The sequence below is a fragment of the Marinimicrobium agarilyticum DSM 16975 genome (assembly GCF_000423345.1).
GTDB lineage: Bacteria > Pseudomonadota > Gammaproteobacteria > Pseudomonadales > Cellvibrionaceae > Marinimicrobium > Marinimicrobium agarilyticum.
Window position 1 is genome coordinate 144,082 of sequence record NZ_AUHU01000008.1, and the last position, 17,289, is coordinate 161,370.

Sequence of the window (17,289 nt, forward strand, 5' to 3'; positions counted from 1 at the left end):
TCTGTTAGTTAACAGCTAGGGGGCTAAGATGGACTTGAAGGAAAAAGATGCGCTGGCGGTGGTGGGTATCGGCTGCCGTTACCCGGGGGGCGCTTTGTCACCGGAAACGTTTTGGCAAATGATTCGGAGCGGAACAGATGCAATAACCGAAGTGCCTGAAGATCGGTGGGACTATCGAAAATTCTTTGACGGCAAGGGAAGTCGTCCCGGTAAAACCAAGGTGAAGCAGGGCGGCTATCTCTCCCAGAATCTTCGTGAATTCGACTCTATGTTCTTCGGTATGTCGCCCCGGGAAGCCGCCTATACTGACCCCCAACAGCGGCTGTTGCTTGAAACCACTTGGGAGGCATTTGAGGATGCCGGTATGACGGAGGAGCAATTCCGGGGGTCGAATACTGGTGTGTTCGTCGGGGCGTTCAACCTGGATCACCTGATTTTCCAGTTGAGCCGGGATAATCTGGAGCTGGTTAGTTCCTTCTCAGCGGCCAACTTCACCATGACTATGTTGTCCAACCGGCTATCATTCGCCTTTGACTTAAAAGGCCCAAGCGTCACCATGGACACGGCTTGCTCCTCCTCGCTGGTGGCCACGCATTACGCCTGCCAAAGTATATGGAACGGCGATAGCGAGATGGCCATTGCGGCGGGCGTGAATGTGATACATCGACCTGAATACATGGTGGCCATGAGCAAAGGCGGATTTCTCTCCGAACACGGTCGCTGCAAATCTTTTGACAGTGATGGCGCAGGTTACGTGAGAGGTGAGGGAGCGGGTGTCATCGTTTTGAAAACCCTCAAACAAGCGATTGAGGATAAGGATGATATTTACGCTCTGATTCGTCATACAGGTGTCAACCAGGACGGCCATACCAACAACGGTATTTCCTTTCCCAACGGCGATGCTCAGCGCGAACTCATTCAGAAGGTATATCGGGACTCGAATACTGACCCGACCAGCGTTTCTTACGTGGAGGCACATGGTACGGGAACCAAGGCAGGCGATCCTATCGAAATATCGTCTATTGCATCGGTAGTGGCGCAGAACCGAGACCGAAGTACTCCTTGTTATGTCGGCTCGGTCAAATCAAATATCGGTCATACAGAATCTGCCGCCGGTGTTGCCAGCATCATTAAAGCGTCGTTGTCGGTTCGCAAAGGGGAAATCCTTCCCAACCTTCATTTTAACAACCCCAACCCCGAGATTGACTTTGCTGACGGTCGCATTGTGGTTCCTACCAGGGTTATTCCTTGGAATGAACCGAAATATCAACCGCGGCGGGCTTCGGTAAATTCGTTCGGCTATGGCGGGACTAACAGCCACGCAATCCTGGAACAGTATTTTCCGCCGCAAGAGCAGCAACAACAATCGATCGTGGTGAAAGATGATGCTCGGTACTTGATTCCACTGAGCGGAAAAAATGCGAAAGCCATTCAAGAAAACTGCAAAAACCTTCACAAATTCTTGTTGGAGCAGGACTCCGATAAAATTTCGCTGAATGATATTTGCCATAGTCTGGCGTATCGCCGCTCGGGGCTGGAGGAGCGCATCGGTATTTATGCCCGTAACCAAGCCGATCTGGTGGAGAAGCTGAATGCGGTTGCCGACGGTGAATATCCGGACGGGGTTGTGGAGGGGCGGATCGACACTGCTAACCGGAACGGCTTAGTGTTTGTCTTTACCGGCATGGGCCCTCAATGGTGGGCCATGGGGCAAGCGCTTTACGAGAGCGAGCCGGTCTTCCGCGCTTCGGTAGACGATATTGACCACCATTTCAGAACCATTGCTGGCTGGTCCATTCGGGAAGAAATGCTGGCTGATGAAGAATGTTCACGCATTACCCAGACCAGCATCGCACAACCCGCAAACTTTGTAATCCAGGCGGCGTTGGTTGAACTTTATCGGTCGTGGGGTATTGAGCCTTCCGTGGTGGTTGGTCACAGCGTTGGTGAAGTGGCGTCTGCCTATGTTTGTGGCGCTCTGTCATTGGAGGATGCGCTCAAGGTCAGCTTCCATCGTAGCCGTTTGCAACAGACAATGGCGGGGCAGGGAGCCATGCTGGCTGTCGGGTTGGGAGGCGAAGATCTGGTCGACCTCATTGAGCTTTACAGCGGCGTCTCGATCGCGGCCATCAACAGTGCCTCCAGCGTCACTCTTTCAGGTGACGCAGAGCAGTTGCGAGAGATTGCGCAGTTGCTGGAAGAGCAGTCTATTTTTAATCGAATGCTACAAGTGGAAGTGCCCTACCATAGCCATCAGATGGATCCGATCAAGGACGAGCTTCTGGAGGTGCTCGATACCATAACGCCGCGTAAGGCCAAGTGTCCCGTTTTTTCCACAGCCAAGGGCCGTATGATAGTGGGAGAAGATTTTTCCGCCGAGTATTGGTGGGACAACGTGCGCCAGCCGGTGTACTTTGAGAAAGCGATCAAGTCCATGGTCGAAGAGGGCTATACGCATTTTCTGGAAGTGGGTCCGCACCCGGTAACACGCACCTTTCTGGGGGACTGCCTGGCAGACGAGGGTGTTATGGGACGCGTAATCACCAGCCTGCACCGCAAGAAGCCAGAAAACCAAACCTTTTATGAATCTCTCGCGGCCTTGTTCTGTGCTGGCTACTCGCTACGTTGGCCCAAAGCGGTTCGGGAAGGCCGGTTTGTTCGTTTGCCTACCTATGCGTGGCAGAGGGAGGAATACTGGAATGAGTCGCCTTTGTCGCGACGCTTTCGATTGGGCAGCGGGAACGGCCACCCCTTCATGTATGAGCGCGTGATGTCCCCTGAACCTGCCTGGCAAGTTCAGCTCAACGAAAACTTCTTCCCCTACATTGACGACCATCGAATTTCAGGTAACGTCGTTTTTCCCGGAGCGGGGTATATCGAGGCTGGCTTGGCGGTGCAACGTTATGCCAACGCGCGAGAGGGCGCCGTCAGTCTTGAGGGCTTGAAGTTCGAGCGAATGTTGATGCTGGATGACACACGTAATCAACAACTGCGGGTGGTTCAAGACCGGGAGAAGGGAGCGTTTTCAATATACAGTAGCGATGTGAATGAAGACAACTGGACCCGTCACGCGACCGGCTACCTGACGCCCTCTACGCTGAGGCGGGCCTCGGAAACGCTGGAGCTGGAGCGATTGAAGCAGGTTTGTAACCAAGCTGTTAATGTGAAACGCCTTTACACGGGATTTGCCGAGCGCGGCTTGGGTTATGGCCCACAATTCAAAACCATCCGTGAACTGTCGGTCGGTGAAGGCTGTGTGCTGTCGGCGCTGAGGTTGCCGGAAGAGATTGTCGATCGGGCTCGGGAGCACTATATCATTTATCCCGCGTTGCTCGATGGTGCCTTTCAAAGCTTGATTGCCCTGACTGACAGTGAAACCGGCGCTCCGATGGTACCTGTGGATCTGGCCCAGTTCACCGTTCACGGTGATATCGCGAATTCGCTTTATTGCTATGGCGAATTGGTTGGCTGTAGCGATACCACAATTCGGTGTGACCTTTGGTTGACGGACGAAACGGGGGTGGTGTTGATCGAAATGAAGGGTTTGGTGTGTGCCGAGCTCGGCCTCGATATAGGTGAAGACGCTTCCGATAGTCTAGAAGACAGCTTCTACCGCTATCAATGGATACCGAGAGATCTTCAGGAAGAGTCATTGGGGGCCGCCAGCGGGGAAGATGGGTGGGTTGTTCTGCATGAGCAGTCGGAATCTGACCTGGCGTGTGCGCTCGCAAACTCCCTAGAGAAAAAAGGAGAAGCGTGTACGTTGGTGAGTTTTGATGACCAGTTCGATGGGCCGGATCATTTGGAGCCGGGCAATCGTCATCTCGACGCGCTTCGTTCGACGCTCGCAAAATTGCTGCAAAAAGGCGTAAACCGCATTCTCTACGTAGCGGACGGCCAGAAGACTGTTGGTAAGGGTGAGGATCTGGGGCTGCCGGGGCGCTCGGTAAACCTCACCTTGCCACTTATCGCGCTTGGCCAAGCGTTGAGTCATGCCGATGAAGATCAAGGAGAGCGCAAGCCGGAGGCCGTTCGGCTCTGTTTGCTCACACGCGGAGCGGCGGCTGTCAATGAAGGGGATCAATTGGATCCGAGCTTAACTGGCATCGCATCGCTGCCTCACCTGTTGGGCAACGAATTCACAGAGATCCAGCCGCAGCATATTGATATCGCTTGCGACTCGCCTGACATTGGCAAGGATATAAAGGCCGTTGTTGATGAACTGTGTGCTGACCTGGTGGACGAGGATGTCAGTATCCGTCAGGGCCATCGGTATGTTCGTCGACTGGAAGCCATGCCCATGGAGAGCGGCGACATTGAAGCCTCCCGCTTGGTTCATCCTCAAGAATGGGACGCCTTGATCCGGGTAGTTTTTCCCGTGGGGGACAATCCCCGGCTGGTGTTGGAGGCGCCAAGCGACAAGCTTGGAAAAGATGACGTTCTCGTGCAAGTGGAGCGAATGGGACTTCATGCCGACACAGTCAACGAACAACCATCGCTGGATTGGTCAACATTTATCGGGCGGGTGGTCCAGACCGGAGAGAATGTTACCGGAAAGGAAAACGGGCAAACCGTGGTGGGCATTCATCCCAATCCTCAAGTGTTGGCCAATCGAGTTTTGGTCAAAGCCAACCGATGCGTCCCGCTTCACTCGGTGAATGGCCTGGAAGACGCACTGGATTTTGCGGCTTACGTCCAGGCTGCTCATTGGCTCGCTTTGGCGGGTTGTCGGAAAGGGCATTCGTTGCTAATCCAGGACGCCTGGTCAACGACCGGCCTTGCACTGATCACCTTGGCACAGCGTCTGGAGTTGGGGGAACTCTACGTAGCCGCGGACGACCACGCGCAGCGGGAGAAGCTCGCAACACTGGGTGTCCGGCGCGTGTTCGATAATAGCGACCTGTCCTACATTGATGAACTGCTGTCTGAAACGCAAGGTCGCGGCGTTGACCGGATCATAAACCGTCGGGCCGATGAGCGTTTTACCTATAGCTTTAAAGGACTCAAATCAGGCGGTTTGCTGTTGCACGCGGTCACGGACCAAGAGGACCCCTTGGTCTTTCCTGATGCGTCCCGTCGAAACGCTAACGTCGGGTTTCTCTTGTCTCAATTCGAAGACGCCCTTGAGGCGAACCCTACGCTCCTTGACGAATTGGGAGCGTCCCTTGAGCTCAAACAAGCGTCGCCGCTGCCGAGCTTGCCTCGTCAGGAATTCAACATGAATAATCTGATGGGCGTCGCCCGTACGCTTTCTGAGCCCGGGGCGTACCCGGAATGTGTCGTCTCCATGGACTCACCTGTTCGAATCACCGAGATCGAAACGTTGGGTGGTGTCCAGCGCGATAGTACCTACCTAATTACCGGTGGAACCAGTGGCTTGGGGTTGGCGTTGGCCAAATGGTTGGCGCATAAGGGGGTGCGCGGCTTGGCTTTGTCCAGCCGCCGCGGCTCCAGTCGGCCGGAGGCGCGGGAGTTCGCCGAGCAGCAGCGAGCGCTCGGTGTTCAGGTGGCCCTGTTTGATGTCGACATGACTGATAGTGAGTCGGTCGCCGGAATGATCGCGGACATCGGTACCACCATGCCTCCGCTCAAAGGAATCATTCATGGGGCCATGGTATTGGACGATGATCTGACCGTCAGAATGACGCCGTCGCGAATGAGCAAAGTTATGGCTCCGAAAGTTACCGGCGCGGTGAATTTGCACCGCGCGACGCAGTCCTTGCCGCTGGATCATTTCATTTCAATCTCTTCCATTTCTTCCATCATCGGTAACGTTGGTCAAACCAACTACATCGCTGCCAATGCGTTTCTGGATGGCTTTGCCCATTACCGAAGAGCGCTGGGGTTGGTCGCCACCACCGTAAACCTTGGGGTTCTTCAGGAAACCGGGGTAGTGGCGCGAGACGAAAATCTCGCCAACGTTCTGGATGCCAAGGGGATTCAGGGCTTCTCCACGCGCGATGTCATTCGGGGCTTTGGTCATATCTTGAATAACCGACCCGCCCAGGTCGGCTTCTTCAAGGTCGATTGGTCGACCTGGTCCCGGGAGTCTCCAAAGAGTGCAGGCTCCAGCCGTTTCAGAGAATTGGTGGAAAAGGCGCGCGCGCATCAAGACATGCCCCCAGCATTAGCCGAGTTGCTGGGGCAGTTGAAAGAGCAGGAAGATCACTGCGAGCACTTGACGAAACTGCTGAGCCAGGAGCTGGCCCATACACTCAAAATTCCCCTGGACGACATTCGCGGGGATCGCAATATGAGTGAAATGGGTATTGACTCCCTAATGAGCGTCGAGCTGTCGCGAGGTTTGCGTACCAAGTATGGGCTGGAAATTACCTCCATGGAGCTTCAAAGCGGCTCGTCGCTAAATCAGCTCTCGCAGACAATGGCCAGTCGGCTCCCCGATATTGCTTGACGCTCTCGACAGGAAGGGGAGTGCGGTTGACTGCGCTCTCCAAGGAAATGATAGCAAACAAAAAGGTGGATGTTATGAGTGCAAACCCTTCGAATACAGCCCAGCTGGAAGACCGACGACAATTGGCCGCCAGCGTCTTGGCCCGAAAAAATCGTCAGTCGCCTCGTCCTGAGTCAGCCATTTATTCCGCTGGATCAAAAACGTTCGATGTAAGAAATTTTTCGACCTACCCAGAAGTAAAGGCGTTTAACCAGCAGGTCGCTCTGATTGCGGAGTGTGGGGTCGCGAACCCTTATTTTCGAATCAACGAAACGATCACCGGTCATCGAACCCAAATAGAGGGAAACGACCTCATCAGCTATTCGGGTTACAACTACCTGGGCTATTCCGGTGAGCCGAGCGTCCGGGAAAAGGCTAAAGAAGCCATTGACCTCTTTGGCACCTCGCCGTCAGCCAGTCGCTTGGTAACCGGTGAAAAACCGGTTCATCAGCAGTTGGAAAAAGCGCTTGCCAGTTTTATTGGGGTGGAGTCGTCATTGGTTTTCGCGAATGGACACGCGACCAACGTCACCGTCATAGGCCATTTCCTGAACAGTGATGATCTTGTGATCTATGACGAACTCAGCCACAACAGTGTGATTGAAGGCTGCATATTGTCGGGCGCCCGTCGTATACCTTTCTCCCACAATGATGTTCGTCGGTGTGAACAGTTGATAGCGGAGAACGTTGACCGCTATCAGAAGGTGCTCATTGTCGTGGAAGGTGCTTACAGTATGGACGGGGATGTGTCGCCCCTAAAACAATTGGCGGCGCTGCGCCGAAAGTACCCGGTGCTGCTGTATGTTGATGAGGCCCACTCGTTGGGAACCATTGGACGGACTGGTCGTGGTATCAGCGAGTACGCCGGCGTTAAACCCGAGGAAGTGGACTTCTGGATGGGTACCCTTAGTAAGTCGCTCGCGAGTAACGGTGGTTATATCGCCGGAAAGCGGGAGCTGATTGACTACCTTAAATACACCACTCCTGGTTTTGTTTATTCGGCGGGAATAACGCCGGCGAACGCGGCCGCTGCACTGGAAAGCCTCCGGTTGCTTGAGAGCTCCTCTGAGCGTGTTGCTCGGCTCAACGCCAATGCGGACTACTTTCGGGAAAAAGCGCTTCAGGCCGGCCTGGATATTGGCCCCAGCAGGGACACGCCCATCGTTCCTGTCATTATCGGGGATTCGAAGGGCGCCATAAAATTGTCAGACGCCTTGTACAAGGCTGGAGTCAATGTACATCCCATGTTTCACCCGGTGGTTCCTCCCGAGCAAGCCAGGCTGAGATTCTTTTTAAGCAGCGAACATACTCGTGAGGAGATCGACTACACCATCGAACTGATCAAGCGCTATATCGCCTGATAGTTGTTGGTACTGCTCGCAAAAGAAACTTCTAATAAATACACGAAACCCTTGGGACACATTATGGAATTCACCAATCAACAAACAGAAGTTATCGCCGCATTGGCAGATGGAATTCTTCCGTCGACGGATAATTCGCCAGCCGCATCGGAACTTCCGGTACCGGAAATGTTTATCCAAATTGCCAAAACCTGGAACCCCTCGGTTCTTGCCGCGACGGCGAATGCGTTGGACATCATCCACGATATCGCCATGACGGTATTCGGTGTTCCAGCCTCGGCGATAAGCCGGGACAATCGTATTATGTTAGTAAAGATTGTGTCGGATAACGATGATCTAAAGCCGTTCTGGGAGCCGTTCCGGCTCCTGGTCGCCATGAACTACTACGCTTTGCCTCCTGCGTACAGCGCGATAGGGATGCCTGGACCTACTATTGACGAGGGTGGGTTAACGCCCGAGGGACATCTAGCATAGGAGCTAACTCATGCCACAGTTTCAAGAATATGACGCGATAATCGTGGGGGCGGGTGCCACGGGGGCCGTTTTTGCGCACGAACTGACGAAAGCGGGAATGGACGTTCTGTGTATTGAAAAAGGACAACATTTCACCAATCACAAGGAGGATTTTTACGAGAATGAACTGGAAACCTTTCGCCTGACCTGGGACTACAGTGATTACGAAATTACTGGTGATGCTTTCGACGCGGGGCCCAACTTGGGGGCGCATGTCGGGGGTGGTACTCTGGCGTGGACGGCTACGGCACTTCGTATGTTCGAGCGGGACTTTCGTTTCCGCTCTACCTGGGGCCAGCCCGCCGGTACCAATACCGCGGATTGGCCCGTCTCAAAACGCATGCTACAGCGTTACTACAACAAGGCAGAGGCCCAAATGGGCGTGGCGGGGGAGCTTACCTCGTGGGATGAGCCGGGAACCCGACCACCGGTGAATCCGCCAATGCCGTTTTATCCAAGCTCCAAGGCGTTACAACGCGGTTTTGACAGGCTGGGTCTGAGGTCTGCACCTGGACGCGTTGCCACGAACTCCCGTCCCTACGACGGTCGTTCCGAGTGTTTGAATTGCGGCTTTTGTCGAGCCGGTTGCCGTGTCGATGCCAAGTATCAGGCAGACGAAGTGCTGATCAAACCGGCGCTTGAAACCGGGCGTCTGCATCTGGAAACTGAATCGGTCGTCACGCATGTTGAGACCGCTCGTTGGGGCGGTTGGGCTAAGGGCGTTCACTACGTAAACCTTAACTCTGGCGTTGAGACTTACGCGAAAGGCCGTTATGTCATCCTGTGTAATAATCCGTTTGAAATACCCAGGCTGTTGTTGTCGTCCACCAGTCGGTTTCACCCCTACGGCATTGGCAATTACTTCGATCAAGTAGGTCGCAATTTCTATTCCCATGCCACCTGCCTTGGTATGGGTGTTACCGGAGAAACATTGAACTCCTACGTTGGTCACAGCATGTGCAATATCATGTCGTTGGATACCAGCTATAACCGGGAGCGAAATGACTATGTGGGCGGCTTTTCGTTGCTTTCTCTTCATGGTGCCGGTGCCGGTTCATTGGCTGCGTTTCCTTTGAAACACCTGAACGGTGACGATTTGCGACAGAGTATGGCCCGCTACAACAACAGCATGGTACTGATTGCCTTCATCGAAGGAATGCCGGTGTATTCCAATCGCATTACGGTTAATCGAAATAAAACCGATGACTTGGGAATGCCCCTGCCACACATTCATTATGAGTGGCATCAGAATGACCTCAACGCCTTTGAGCATGCGAAAGAAAAAATTCGGGATGTGATGGAGGCAGGTGGCTCGGAGGACGTATTCACTTCGGGTATTTTTGAAAGCCACCCGATGGGTACCATGCGTATGGGTCATAACCCTCTAACCTCCGCGACCGACAGGTATGGTCGGGTACACGGCGTACCAAATCTTTTCGTGGCGGGTGGCTGTCTTTTCCCCACCGGCAGTTCGGTTAACCCAACACTGACAATGCATGCTCTGGCGTTGAGGTCCGCCGAAAAAATTGCGTGGCAATGGCGTTTCAGGGAGCGTTTTGTGCAATGACCATCAATAGCGCCAAACGGGTTGTCATCGTCGGGGCAGGGTTGTCCGGGCTGGTGGCAGCCTTGACACTGCAAACGTCAGGGTACCATGTGACGCTGCTCGAACGGCGACAGCAGGTCGGTGGCCTTTGTGGGACCTTCTTCCGGGAGGGGTACGAGTTTGTCATTGCTTGCAATGACTTCGGTATTGGGCTGAACAGGCTGCTGGTTGAACTGGGCGTGCCGTTCGATTTCGAGCATAAGAAATCATCGGTGTTTTATCAGGGCGAGTGGTTCAATGCGGCGCCGGACTGGAAGATGCTCAAACAGCTTCGTCGAGAGTGGATATCAATTTCGTCACTCCTGTGGGGCGTGTTGAAACAGCAGCTACCAAACCGTAAGCCGATATCGATCGAAACGTTCGTGGACCGTTATGCCCGCCCCGGGAAAGTGAATGACTTGGCGAAAATCGTTGCGTACTTTATGGGGGTTGGCCCTTACGATTTGAAGACTTCATTTTTTGGGCTCGAAAGCCAGTATGATTACGGCTATACCAAAATGAGCTGCCCTCGAGGGGGCCCTCAGGCTCTATCAAACGCGATAGTGTCGCGGTTTCAAGAACAGGGCGGTACGCTTTGTTTGGGCACGAGTTATGTGGGCCACACTAGCGAGGGCGAGCACCACATGGTCTCGGTGTTGAAGGACGGCAGTGGTTGGGAGTTGGAGACGGACTATATTATCAATAGCTCCGAGCAGACGGCGCTCTATCCGAAGAATACCAAGCGAGGTCTTCCTCTTTCCATGTTGTGTATGGCTGTGGATGCCAAACTCCCCTACCCGGAGAATACCCACACTCTGACGTATTATGAGCCGGAAATTTCTCGCTGGTTTCGAAATCTTGACCAGGGTGAAGCGCCCGAGCATTTCGGGTTCCATGTCTTCAAGAACGAGTTGGCAGGAAACCCGAAAGGGACCTATACGCTGAATGCCTACTTTTACCTTCCCAGAGGTGTGAATAGCCTTGACGATAACTCTCGTGACTATTATCGAGGTTATTTGTTGGACAAGCTGGAAGAAATGCTCCCCGGCCTCAAGCAGTACTTGCGTTATACGGAACTTCTGACACCCGATGACTTTGCAGGCCTCCACGGGTTATCCAGCCGTGTTATGCCGTTTATTACCGCCGGACCTAAGCCGTCCATCACCACGAATGACCCGACACTTTTCCGTGCGGGGCACACGGTGTATCCCCCCGGGGAGCACGCTGGTGCTGCCGCCTTGTCGGGCCAATTGGTAGCCAAAGCGATAATGACTTCCTGACCCAATCACAAAATAGCGAGAATTGATGATGAAAAACTCAGTATCCAGACGCCGCTTTCTGGGAGGTGCTTTAGGCATCTCCGCGTTGACGCTTGTACCGCCGAGCGTGTCGGCACAAACCCGTAAGGAACACGGTGTCAGCCCTTATATCCGGTGCGGCCGGATGACGTCTGTGGATTTACGCAAATACTATCGCCAGCGCGTATAGGTCGTGTTTCTTCAAGAGCACTTCCGGCGCTGCCCTAGCTTATGGGGGGTGGAGCCGGTTATTTTTCAGTGTCGCTATGAATTGGCTGACTTTCGGGACGATGATTTTGCCACTCTGCATGTCCATAGGCCGCAGCGGCTAACCCAGGCGTGCCGCAAGCGTCGTGCGGAGTATCTGGCGGGTCGGTATGCTGCGAAACGTGTGCTTGAACATCTTGGTTACCCGTGGATGCAGGTGGGCTCGGATGAGGATCGGGTGCCAGTCTGGCCGCGTCGTCTCAAAGGTTCTATCAGTCACACCAACCACGAGGCGGTTTGCGCCGCGTTTGAAGGTGGTTCCGCTGGCGCCAGCGTAGGGGTAGATGTAGAGCGATACCTCTGTTCATCCAAGTTGGACTCGGTAAGAGAGCTGGTCGTAACGCGGAGTGAGCGTGGCTTGATTGCCAATAATGCCATTGATGAATCCTGGGCCCTCACACTTTTTTTTTCCGCTAAGGAAAGCTTGTTCAAAGCTCTCTACCCACAGACCAGAGCGGCATTTGACTTTCGAGAGGCAGAAATTACTGTTCTGAATCAATCGACCAAGACCTTCACCATTCGGCTGCGTACGTCGGTGCATGTGCGATTCCCTAAGGGCTGGACAGCGTTAGGCCGGTACTTCGATGACGCTGGCCACCTGACCACACTTGTAGTTCTTTAAGGCCCCCCCTGTTGCTGTGCTATGCCGCGTTGGACTGGCAGTTCAGTATTTCCCTTGCGCAGCCACCTAGCCTATTGGTAATCGGCGCCTTCCTGTCTCGCCAACTTCGGTTTGGAACACGAGCGGTTTTCGTGTACTTTTGGACTTAGCCGCTGGGTCAAAAACGCGGCTGGTGGGCCACTGGGGTTAGCGCAGGAGTGACCTCACTGCAAACACGGATAAAAATATTGAACCTGAACCGGACCTGTTGCGACTCACGAGTCTCAATAGGTTCTTGCAGAGTGAGCATTGGATGGCCTTGGCCGCACACCGATTTCTGAATCCCGCGACGGTACCGCTACTGCTTGGCGGTTGGCTGGCGTTTCACGTTGCCGCGGCGGCGGAGCCGTCGAGCGCGTTGTTGCAGGCGCCAGACGCCGAGCACTTCTATCAACCCCGCGAACCCCTTCATCTTTCCCTGGCGGAAAACGCCGTAGCCGAGGCCCCCGGCCAGTTGAGCCTGGAACTCGATGGCATGGACGTGTCGGCTCTGGTGCAGCGCCGCGAGTTGGACTGGACTTACGTGCCGGCTCGCCCCCTGGCCCCCGGCCTTCATGAGCTGCGGCTGATGTTCTATGGTGACCGGGGCGGCGTGCGGGAATTGGGCCGCTGGCGCTTCGAAGTGCGCCACTCGCGCGCCCTTCGCTCGGCCAGTGTCGAGGGCCAGCTGGATCTCGCGCTGAGCCAGCGCGTCGCCCAAAGTGATGACATCGGTGGGGACGACTTCGGCGCCCAGGGTGGTGGCTACCTGGCCTCTGAAGTCAGTGGCGATCGGTGGCAGTTACGCAGCAGCCTGGACCTGATGGCGGTTAACGATGAAGCCTTGGCCATCGCCGGTCGTAAGCTGGATCTGGCACGGTTTCAGGTGCGCGGGGATCTCGACCGATATCATCTTACACTGGGCGACCAACAGCTGGCGTCCGCGAGTTTGATACAGGATGGCTTCGAACGCCGAGGTATTTCCACCGGTGCTCGCCTTCCCTTATGGGACGGAGCCCTCTCGGCCTACCAGGCCACCGGTCAACAGACGGTAGGCATCGACGCCGGTCTGGGTACCGATGAGCATGACAATCGCCTGAGTGGCGGCCAACTGTCATTCTGGCCCTGGCGTGGGGATGAAGCCCAGGTGATGATTACGGGGGAACGATTGTCGGGCCGGATCAGCCAGCCGGGCTACGGCAGTCTGGAGCCCGCCGCCGACCCGGTGGTTCACGAGGGTGAGGCCTGGAACGTGACCATGGACGGCCAATTTGTTCAACGCCAACTGCGGGTGCGCCTGGAAAAAGCCGAAAGCGAGTACGACTTTGACGGTATCAACCAAGGGTTTGATCCAGAGGCGGGCGAGGCTTGGTCGGCGCTCATGATTCTGGACCCGACTCCCTCGGGGATGGACGCGCTCGATTGGCGGCTGGGTTTGGAAGCCAAAAAAATGGGGACCTGGTACAAAAGTCTGGCCAATCGATATGCGCCCGCCGACAAAAAACTCAAACGGCTGTTTTTCGATATGACCAAGAACCAATGGAGTTGGGATGGCAGCTATGCGGTGGAGGACAGCAATCTGACGGAGGACATCGACTACGCCATTTCCGAAACCCGGCAGTGGAACCTGCGCGCGAGCTATTTCGATTACGAACTGCCCAGTGGACCGGTGCTGACGTTTCTGGGGCAACCCAATTATACCCTGACCGCCAGTGGCACCACGCTTATCGATGACTACACCCCAGAGGGGTACCTGGCCAACGACCTGCAAACCCGGCGCTATGGTATGACGGCTGCCTTCACCAAAGCCCGGCTTCAGTGGTCAGCGGGCTATCATTACGACACCCTGGAAGATGCGACCGGCTGGCAGCCGGAGACTCGCACCCAAGCCACCCAACTGGACGCTGGCTGGTCCCTGACGGCGGAATACCATTTTTTTATCGGCTGGGAATTTCAGCACACGACCTATCCAGAGCAGGGGGTCAGCACCGACCGGCATATCTATTCCTTCGACGCCAACGCGGAATTCATTCCGGGTCGCTTACACGGTGGCGTCAGCGTCGGTTTGAATCAGACCAGCGCCAGAGATGATCCTTTTTACGCCCAGTGGGATCAGACCACTTACCTCAGTAGCCACCTCAACTGGCGCCTTCGAGAACCCGACCGTAACAGCGCTGGGTGGGAATTTATTCTTTCGGTGACCCGCAACGACTATCGGGACCAACTCTTTGTAGCCAACTCGGTGGACGGCTATCAGGCGTTTATTGAACTGCGAACCACTTTGCCGGTGGCCTACCCAGGAGCACGACCATGAGCAGCGCCCGTATAGCCATTATCTGTCTGTTATCTTTTTGGCTTGCTATCCCGGCCATAGCTCAGGAAGTGGAAATTTGCCCCTCTCTTCAACCCTGCGAGGTCAGTCGTCCGGTCTTGGTCGGACGCGAAACCACGGTCTCAGTGCTCTGGCGAGGGCGAGCCCTCTTTGACCAGATAGGTGCTATCAGCTCGGATGTGGGCTATTTTACCCTGGGAGATCCGGCCTCAAGCGAGCCGCTGGGCGTCGTTCGCCGTCCCCTGATGGAGCGGATCACCGGCTCGGCGGATGGTCGGGCGATCACCTTCAGTTTCAGTGAAACGCTGACTGTGCCGGCTGACGTCAGTCAGCGGGCCGCCGCCCAGGGCGCTCGGGAGTTGTCCTACATCCGACAATTCGGCATCAATGGCATCCCGGTGACCGGTGTGCAGACTCTGCGGCTTTCCTCGCCGATACCCAACGCCGCTCCCTCCGTTCCGGAAGGCTCAGAGGTAACCGCCAGTGGCCTGATTCTCCGCCGGCTCGCTCTGCGATTTGAGGACGGCGCCGCGGTGGCGTCGGTGGCGCGCGCCGAGCGTTTGCGGGCTTTGGCCCATATTGACTATGACCGGGCGGGTTTACTGGAAGCGGTCTGGGAGGTGGCGACCCCGGCCACCACCCGTGGAGAGCCGAGCTTCCGACGCCTGGATAATGTGCGCCAGTACCTCGGCGCCGGGCAACAGGCCAGCCTGCGCAGCCCGGCACTGCCCACCGACCAGCCCGGGCTATACCTGTTGCGACTGCGTCTGGTGCAGCCGACGATGGCACAGAACGATATTGTTTTGCGCTATCAGGTCAGCGGTACCTCGATGGTGGAGCCCGAACGGGTACCGGTGATGACGGCGGCCACCGTTCAACGTGCCGCGCTCGGCCCCGATGCGGAATTTCAGTGGCACCGGGTTCGGCGTGCGCATGTGTATCAGCTTGAGCTGTACGATCAGCCCCCCGAGCAAACCGCTGCAGAGCCGTTGCCACCGGAAACCGTGCCGGCGCAATTTGCCCGCGCCCCGGCCACGGGTTTGATGGTGAAGGGGAGTGCGGCTCGCGCCGGACTGTCGCCAGCGGTATTGCATCAACTGCTTCCAGCACACACCTACTATTGGCGGGTGGTGGCGGTCGATGCCAGCGGCACCGTTCTGGCAGCGAGTCCGCTCCAGAGCATTCGAACAGAACAATAAATGACCCGGATACCGATTATGGCTGTTTCGGAACAGGACACCGACGAACGCTTGCTGCTCGCCATGTCGGGCGGAGATATGGAGGCGATGACCGCCTTTTATCGCCGCCACGAAACGCGGCTGTATCGTTACTTACTGTCCAAATTGAACGATTCCTTTGCCGCGGCCGACTTACTCAACGAAGTCATGCTTGAGGTGTGGCGTTCGGCCGCTCGCTTTGCCGGGCGTTCGAAAGTCACCACCTGGATGTTCGGCATCGCGCACAACAAAGTGCTGAGCTTTTGGCGCAAGCAGGGCCAAAGGGAATTTACCGAGCTGGACGACAATCTGCCGGACGATGCGCCCGGTGCAGATTTGGAACAGGCGCTGTCCGCGGTCAAAGACGCGGAAGTGCTACGGGCCTGCATGCAGGCTCTATCGCCGCCGCATCGGGAAGTGCTGCACCTGGTGTTTTTTGAAGAGCTGGATTATGCGGAAATCAGTAGCATCCTGAAGGTGCCCGAGGGCACGGTGAAATCGCGCGTGTATCACGCCAAAATTTTGTTGAAGAAACAACTGACCAATGCCATGAGGTCCCCGTGAAAGACTTTGATGAACAACTGAATTTGTGGGCCAGCGGTCGCTTACCGGAAGCGGAGCGTCGCGCGCTGGAACAAAAAATGGAGGAGGACCCGGCGCTGGCCCGCGAAGCCGCGTTTGTGAAAGCACTCAAGTGCTCCATGCAGAGCGAACCCACAACGGGCCCCGGGGAGTTCGGCTTGGCACGGTTGCAGAAATCCTTGCGTGAAGAACAGGAAGAGGCGCCGGTGGTGTTGCCGCGAAAAAGCTTCTGGAAGCCAGTGGCCATTGCCGCCAGCGTGATTGTTGCTGTTCAGGCAGCCATGCTGATCGGACCGGCGCCGTGGGAAAACGGTTCGGCCGTGGATATGAGGCCTGCGTCCGGCGAGGCCATTGTCGAAGGCCCGAGGCTACAGATTGCTTTCGCACCCACCGCGACCATGAGCGATATTCAGACGGCGGTGTTGAGCGTCAATGGCAGTATCGTCGCCGGGCCGAGCGCATTGGGCGTATTCCGGTTGGCGTTGTCCGGGGAAGCCTCCACCGAAGCGGCGGTTCAGACATTGCGGGATTACGATTTTGTGGATGAGGTTATCGCGCCATGAGGGCGACGGCTGGTCGAGTCGGCCTATTGTGTGCGGGCCTGTGGGGCTTTGTTTTTTTTGCGCCACTGTTGTGGGCGCAGGCGCCGACCGAACCAGAGCAAACCCCGGCCCAAATGCAGCGCGCAGAGCCAATCGAACGAACGGAACGGCGAAAAGAGGCGGAAGCAGAACGAGAAGCAACACCGAGCGATAACGCCACACAAGAGCCGCGGTTAACAAAAGAACCAAGAGCGATCCCAAGCGCGAGACCGAGGGATGCCACTGGCAGAACACCGATGGCCGAAACTCGCCCGCTTGAGCAAGCCGACCCGGAAAAAGAAGGGCGCCCCGAACCTGCTCAACAGGCCCCGACGCTTGATTCCAAGCCAGCAAGACCGGCAGCTGTCGATTCCCGCAAAGAAACGCTTGCGGATCGAGAGCCGGAGCAAGACGCTGGTACCGAACCCGAACCCGAACCCGAACCCGAACCCGAACCCGAAC

The 17,289-nt window shown here is 55.9% G+C and carries 11 protein-coding genes; all 11 read left to right on the forward strand.

Annotated elements, in window-relative coordinates; all coding sequences use genetic code 11:
* Nucleotides 1-28 precede the first annotated feature (28 nt).
* Nucleotides 29-6,412 (forward strand): type I polyketide synthase, encoded by a 6,384-nt coding sequence (locus tag G547_RS20910; protein ID WP_051235214.1) that lies wholly within the window; start codon nt 29-31, stop codon nt 6,410-6,412.
* 20 nt (nt 6,413-6,432) lie between these two features.
* Entirely contained in the window at nt 6,433-7,812 is a 1,380-nt protein-coding gene (locus G547_RS0110275) for an aminotransferase class I/II-fold pyridoxal phosphate-dependent enzyme (protein WP_084645868.1), read from the forward strand.
* Nucleotides 7,813-7,875: 63 nt separating this feature from the next.
* Nucleotides 7,876-8,286 (forward strand): gluconate 2-dehydrogenase subunit 3 family protein, encoded by a 411-nt coding sequence (locus tag G547_RS0110280; RefSeq protein WP_027329790.1) that lies wholly within the window; start codon nt 7,876-7,878, stop codon nt 8,284-8,286.
* Between the two features lie 10 nt (nt 8,287-8,296).
* A complete protein-coding gene (locus G547_RS0110285) occupies nt 8,297-9,892 on the forward strand; it encodes a GMC family oxidoreductase (RefSeq protein ID WP_027329791.1) in 1,596 nt (531 codons plus the stop codon).
* Nucleotides 9,889-11,190: a phytoene desaturase family protein gene (locus G547_RS0110290; protein ID WP_027329792.1), complete on the forward strand. Its 1,302-nt coding sequence runs from the start codon at nt 9,889-9,891 to the stop codon at nt 11,188-11,190. Before G547_RS0110285 ends, G547_RS0110290 begins: the two co-directional genes overlap by 4 nt.
* A 256-nt stretch (nt 11,191-11,446) precedes the next feature.
* On the forward strand, nt 11,447-12,097 hold the full coding sequence (locus G547_RS24045; RefSeq protein ID WP_051235216.1) for a 4'-phosphopantetheinyl transferase family protein: 651 nt from the start codon (nt 11,447-11,449) through the stop codon (nt 12,095-12,097).
* 292 nt (nt 12,098-12,389) lie between these two features.
* Nucleotides 12,390-14,429, forward strand: a complete 2,040-nt coding sequence (locus G547_RS0110300) for a hypothetical protein (protein WP_027329793.1) — start codon at nt 12,390-12,392, stop codon at nt 14,427-14,429.
* Nucleotides 14,426-15,646 (forward strand): hypothetical protein, encoded by a 1,221-nt coding sequence (locus tag G547_RS0110305; RefSeq protein WP_027329794.1) that lies wholly within the window; start codon nt 14,426-14,428, stop codon nt 15,644-15,646. Before G547_RS0110300 ends, G547_RS0110305 begins: the two co-directional genes overlap by 4 nt.
* A gap of 18 nt (nt 15,647-15,664) precedes the next feature.
* Nucleotides 15,665-16,228, forward strand: a complete 564-nt coding sequence (locus tag G547_RS20920) for an RNA polymerase sigma factor (protein ID WP_169449444.1) — start codon at nt 15,665-15,667, stop codon at nt 16,226-16,228.
* A complete protein-coding gene (locus tag G547_RS0110315; protein ID WP_027329795.1) occupies nt 16,225-16,809 on the forward strand; it encodes a hypothetical protein in 585 nt (194 codons plus the stop codon). The genes G547_RS20920 and G547_RS0110315 overlap by 4 nt, the downstream gene beginning before the upstream one ends.
* Nucleotides 16,810-17,084: 275 nt before the next feature.
* Nucleotides 17,085-17,289: hypothetical protein (locus tag G547_RS24050; protein ID WP_425411498.1), on the forward strand; the 205-nt coding region annotated here is incomplete at its 3' end.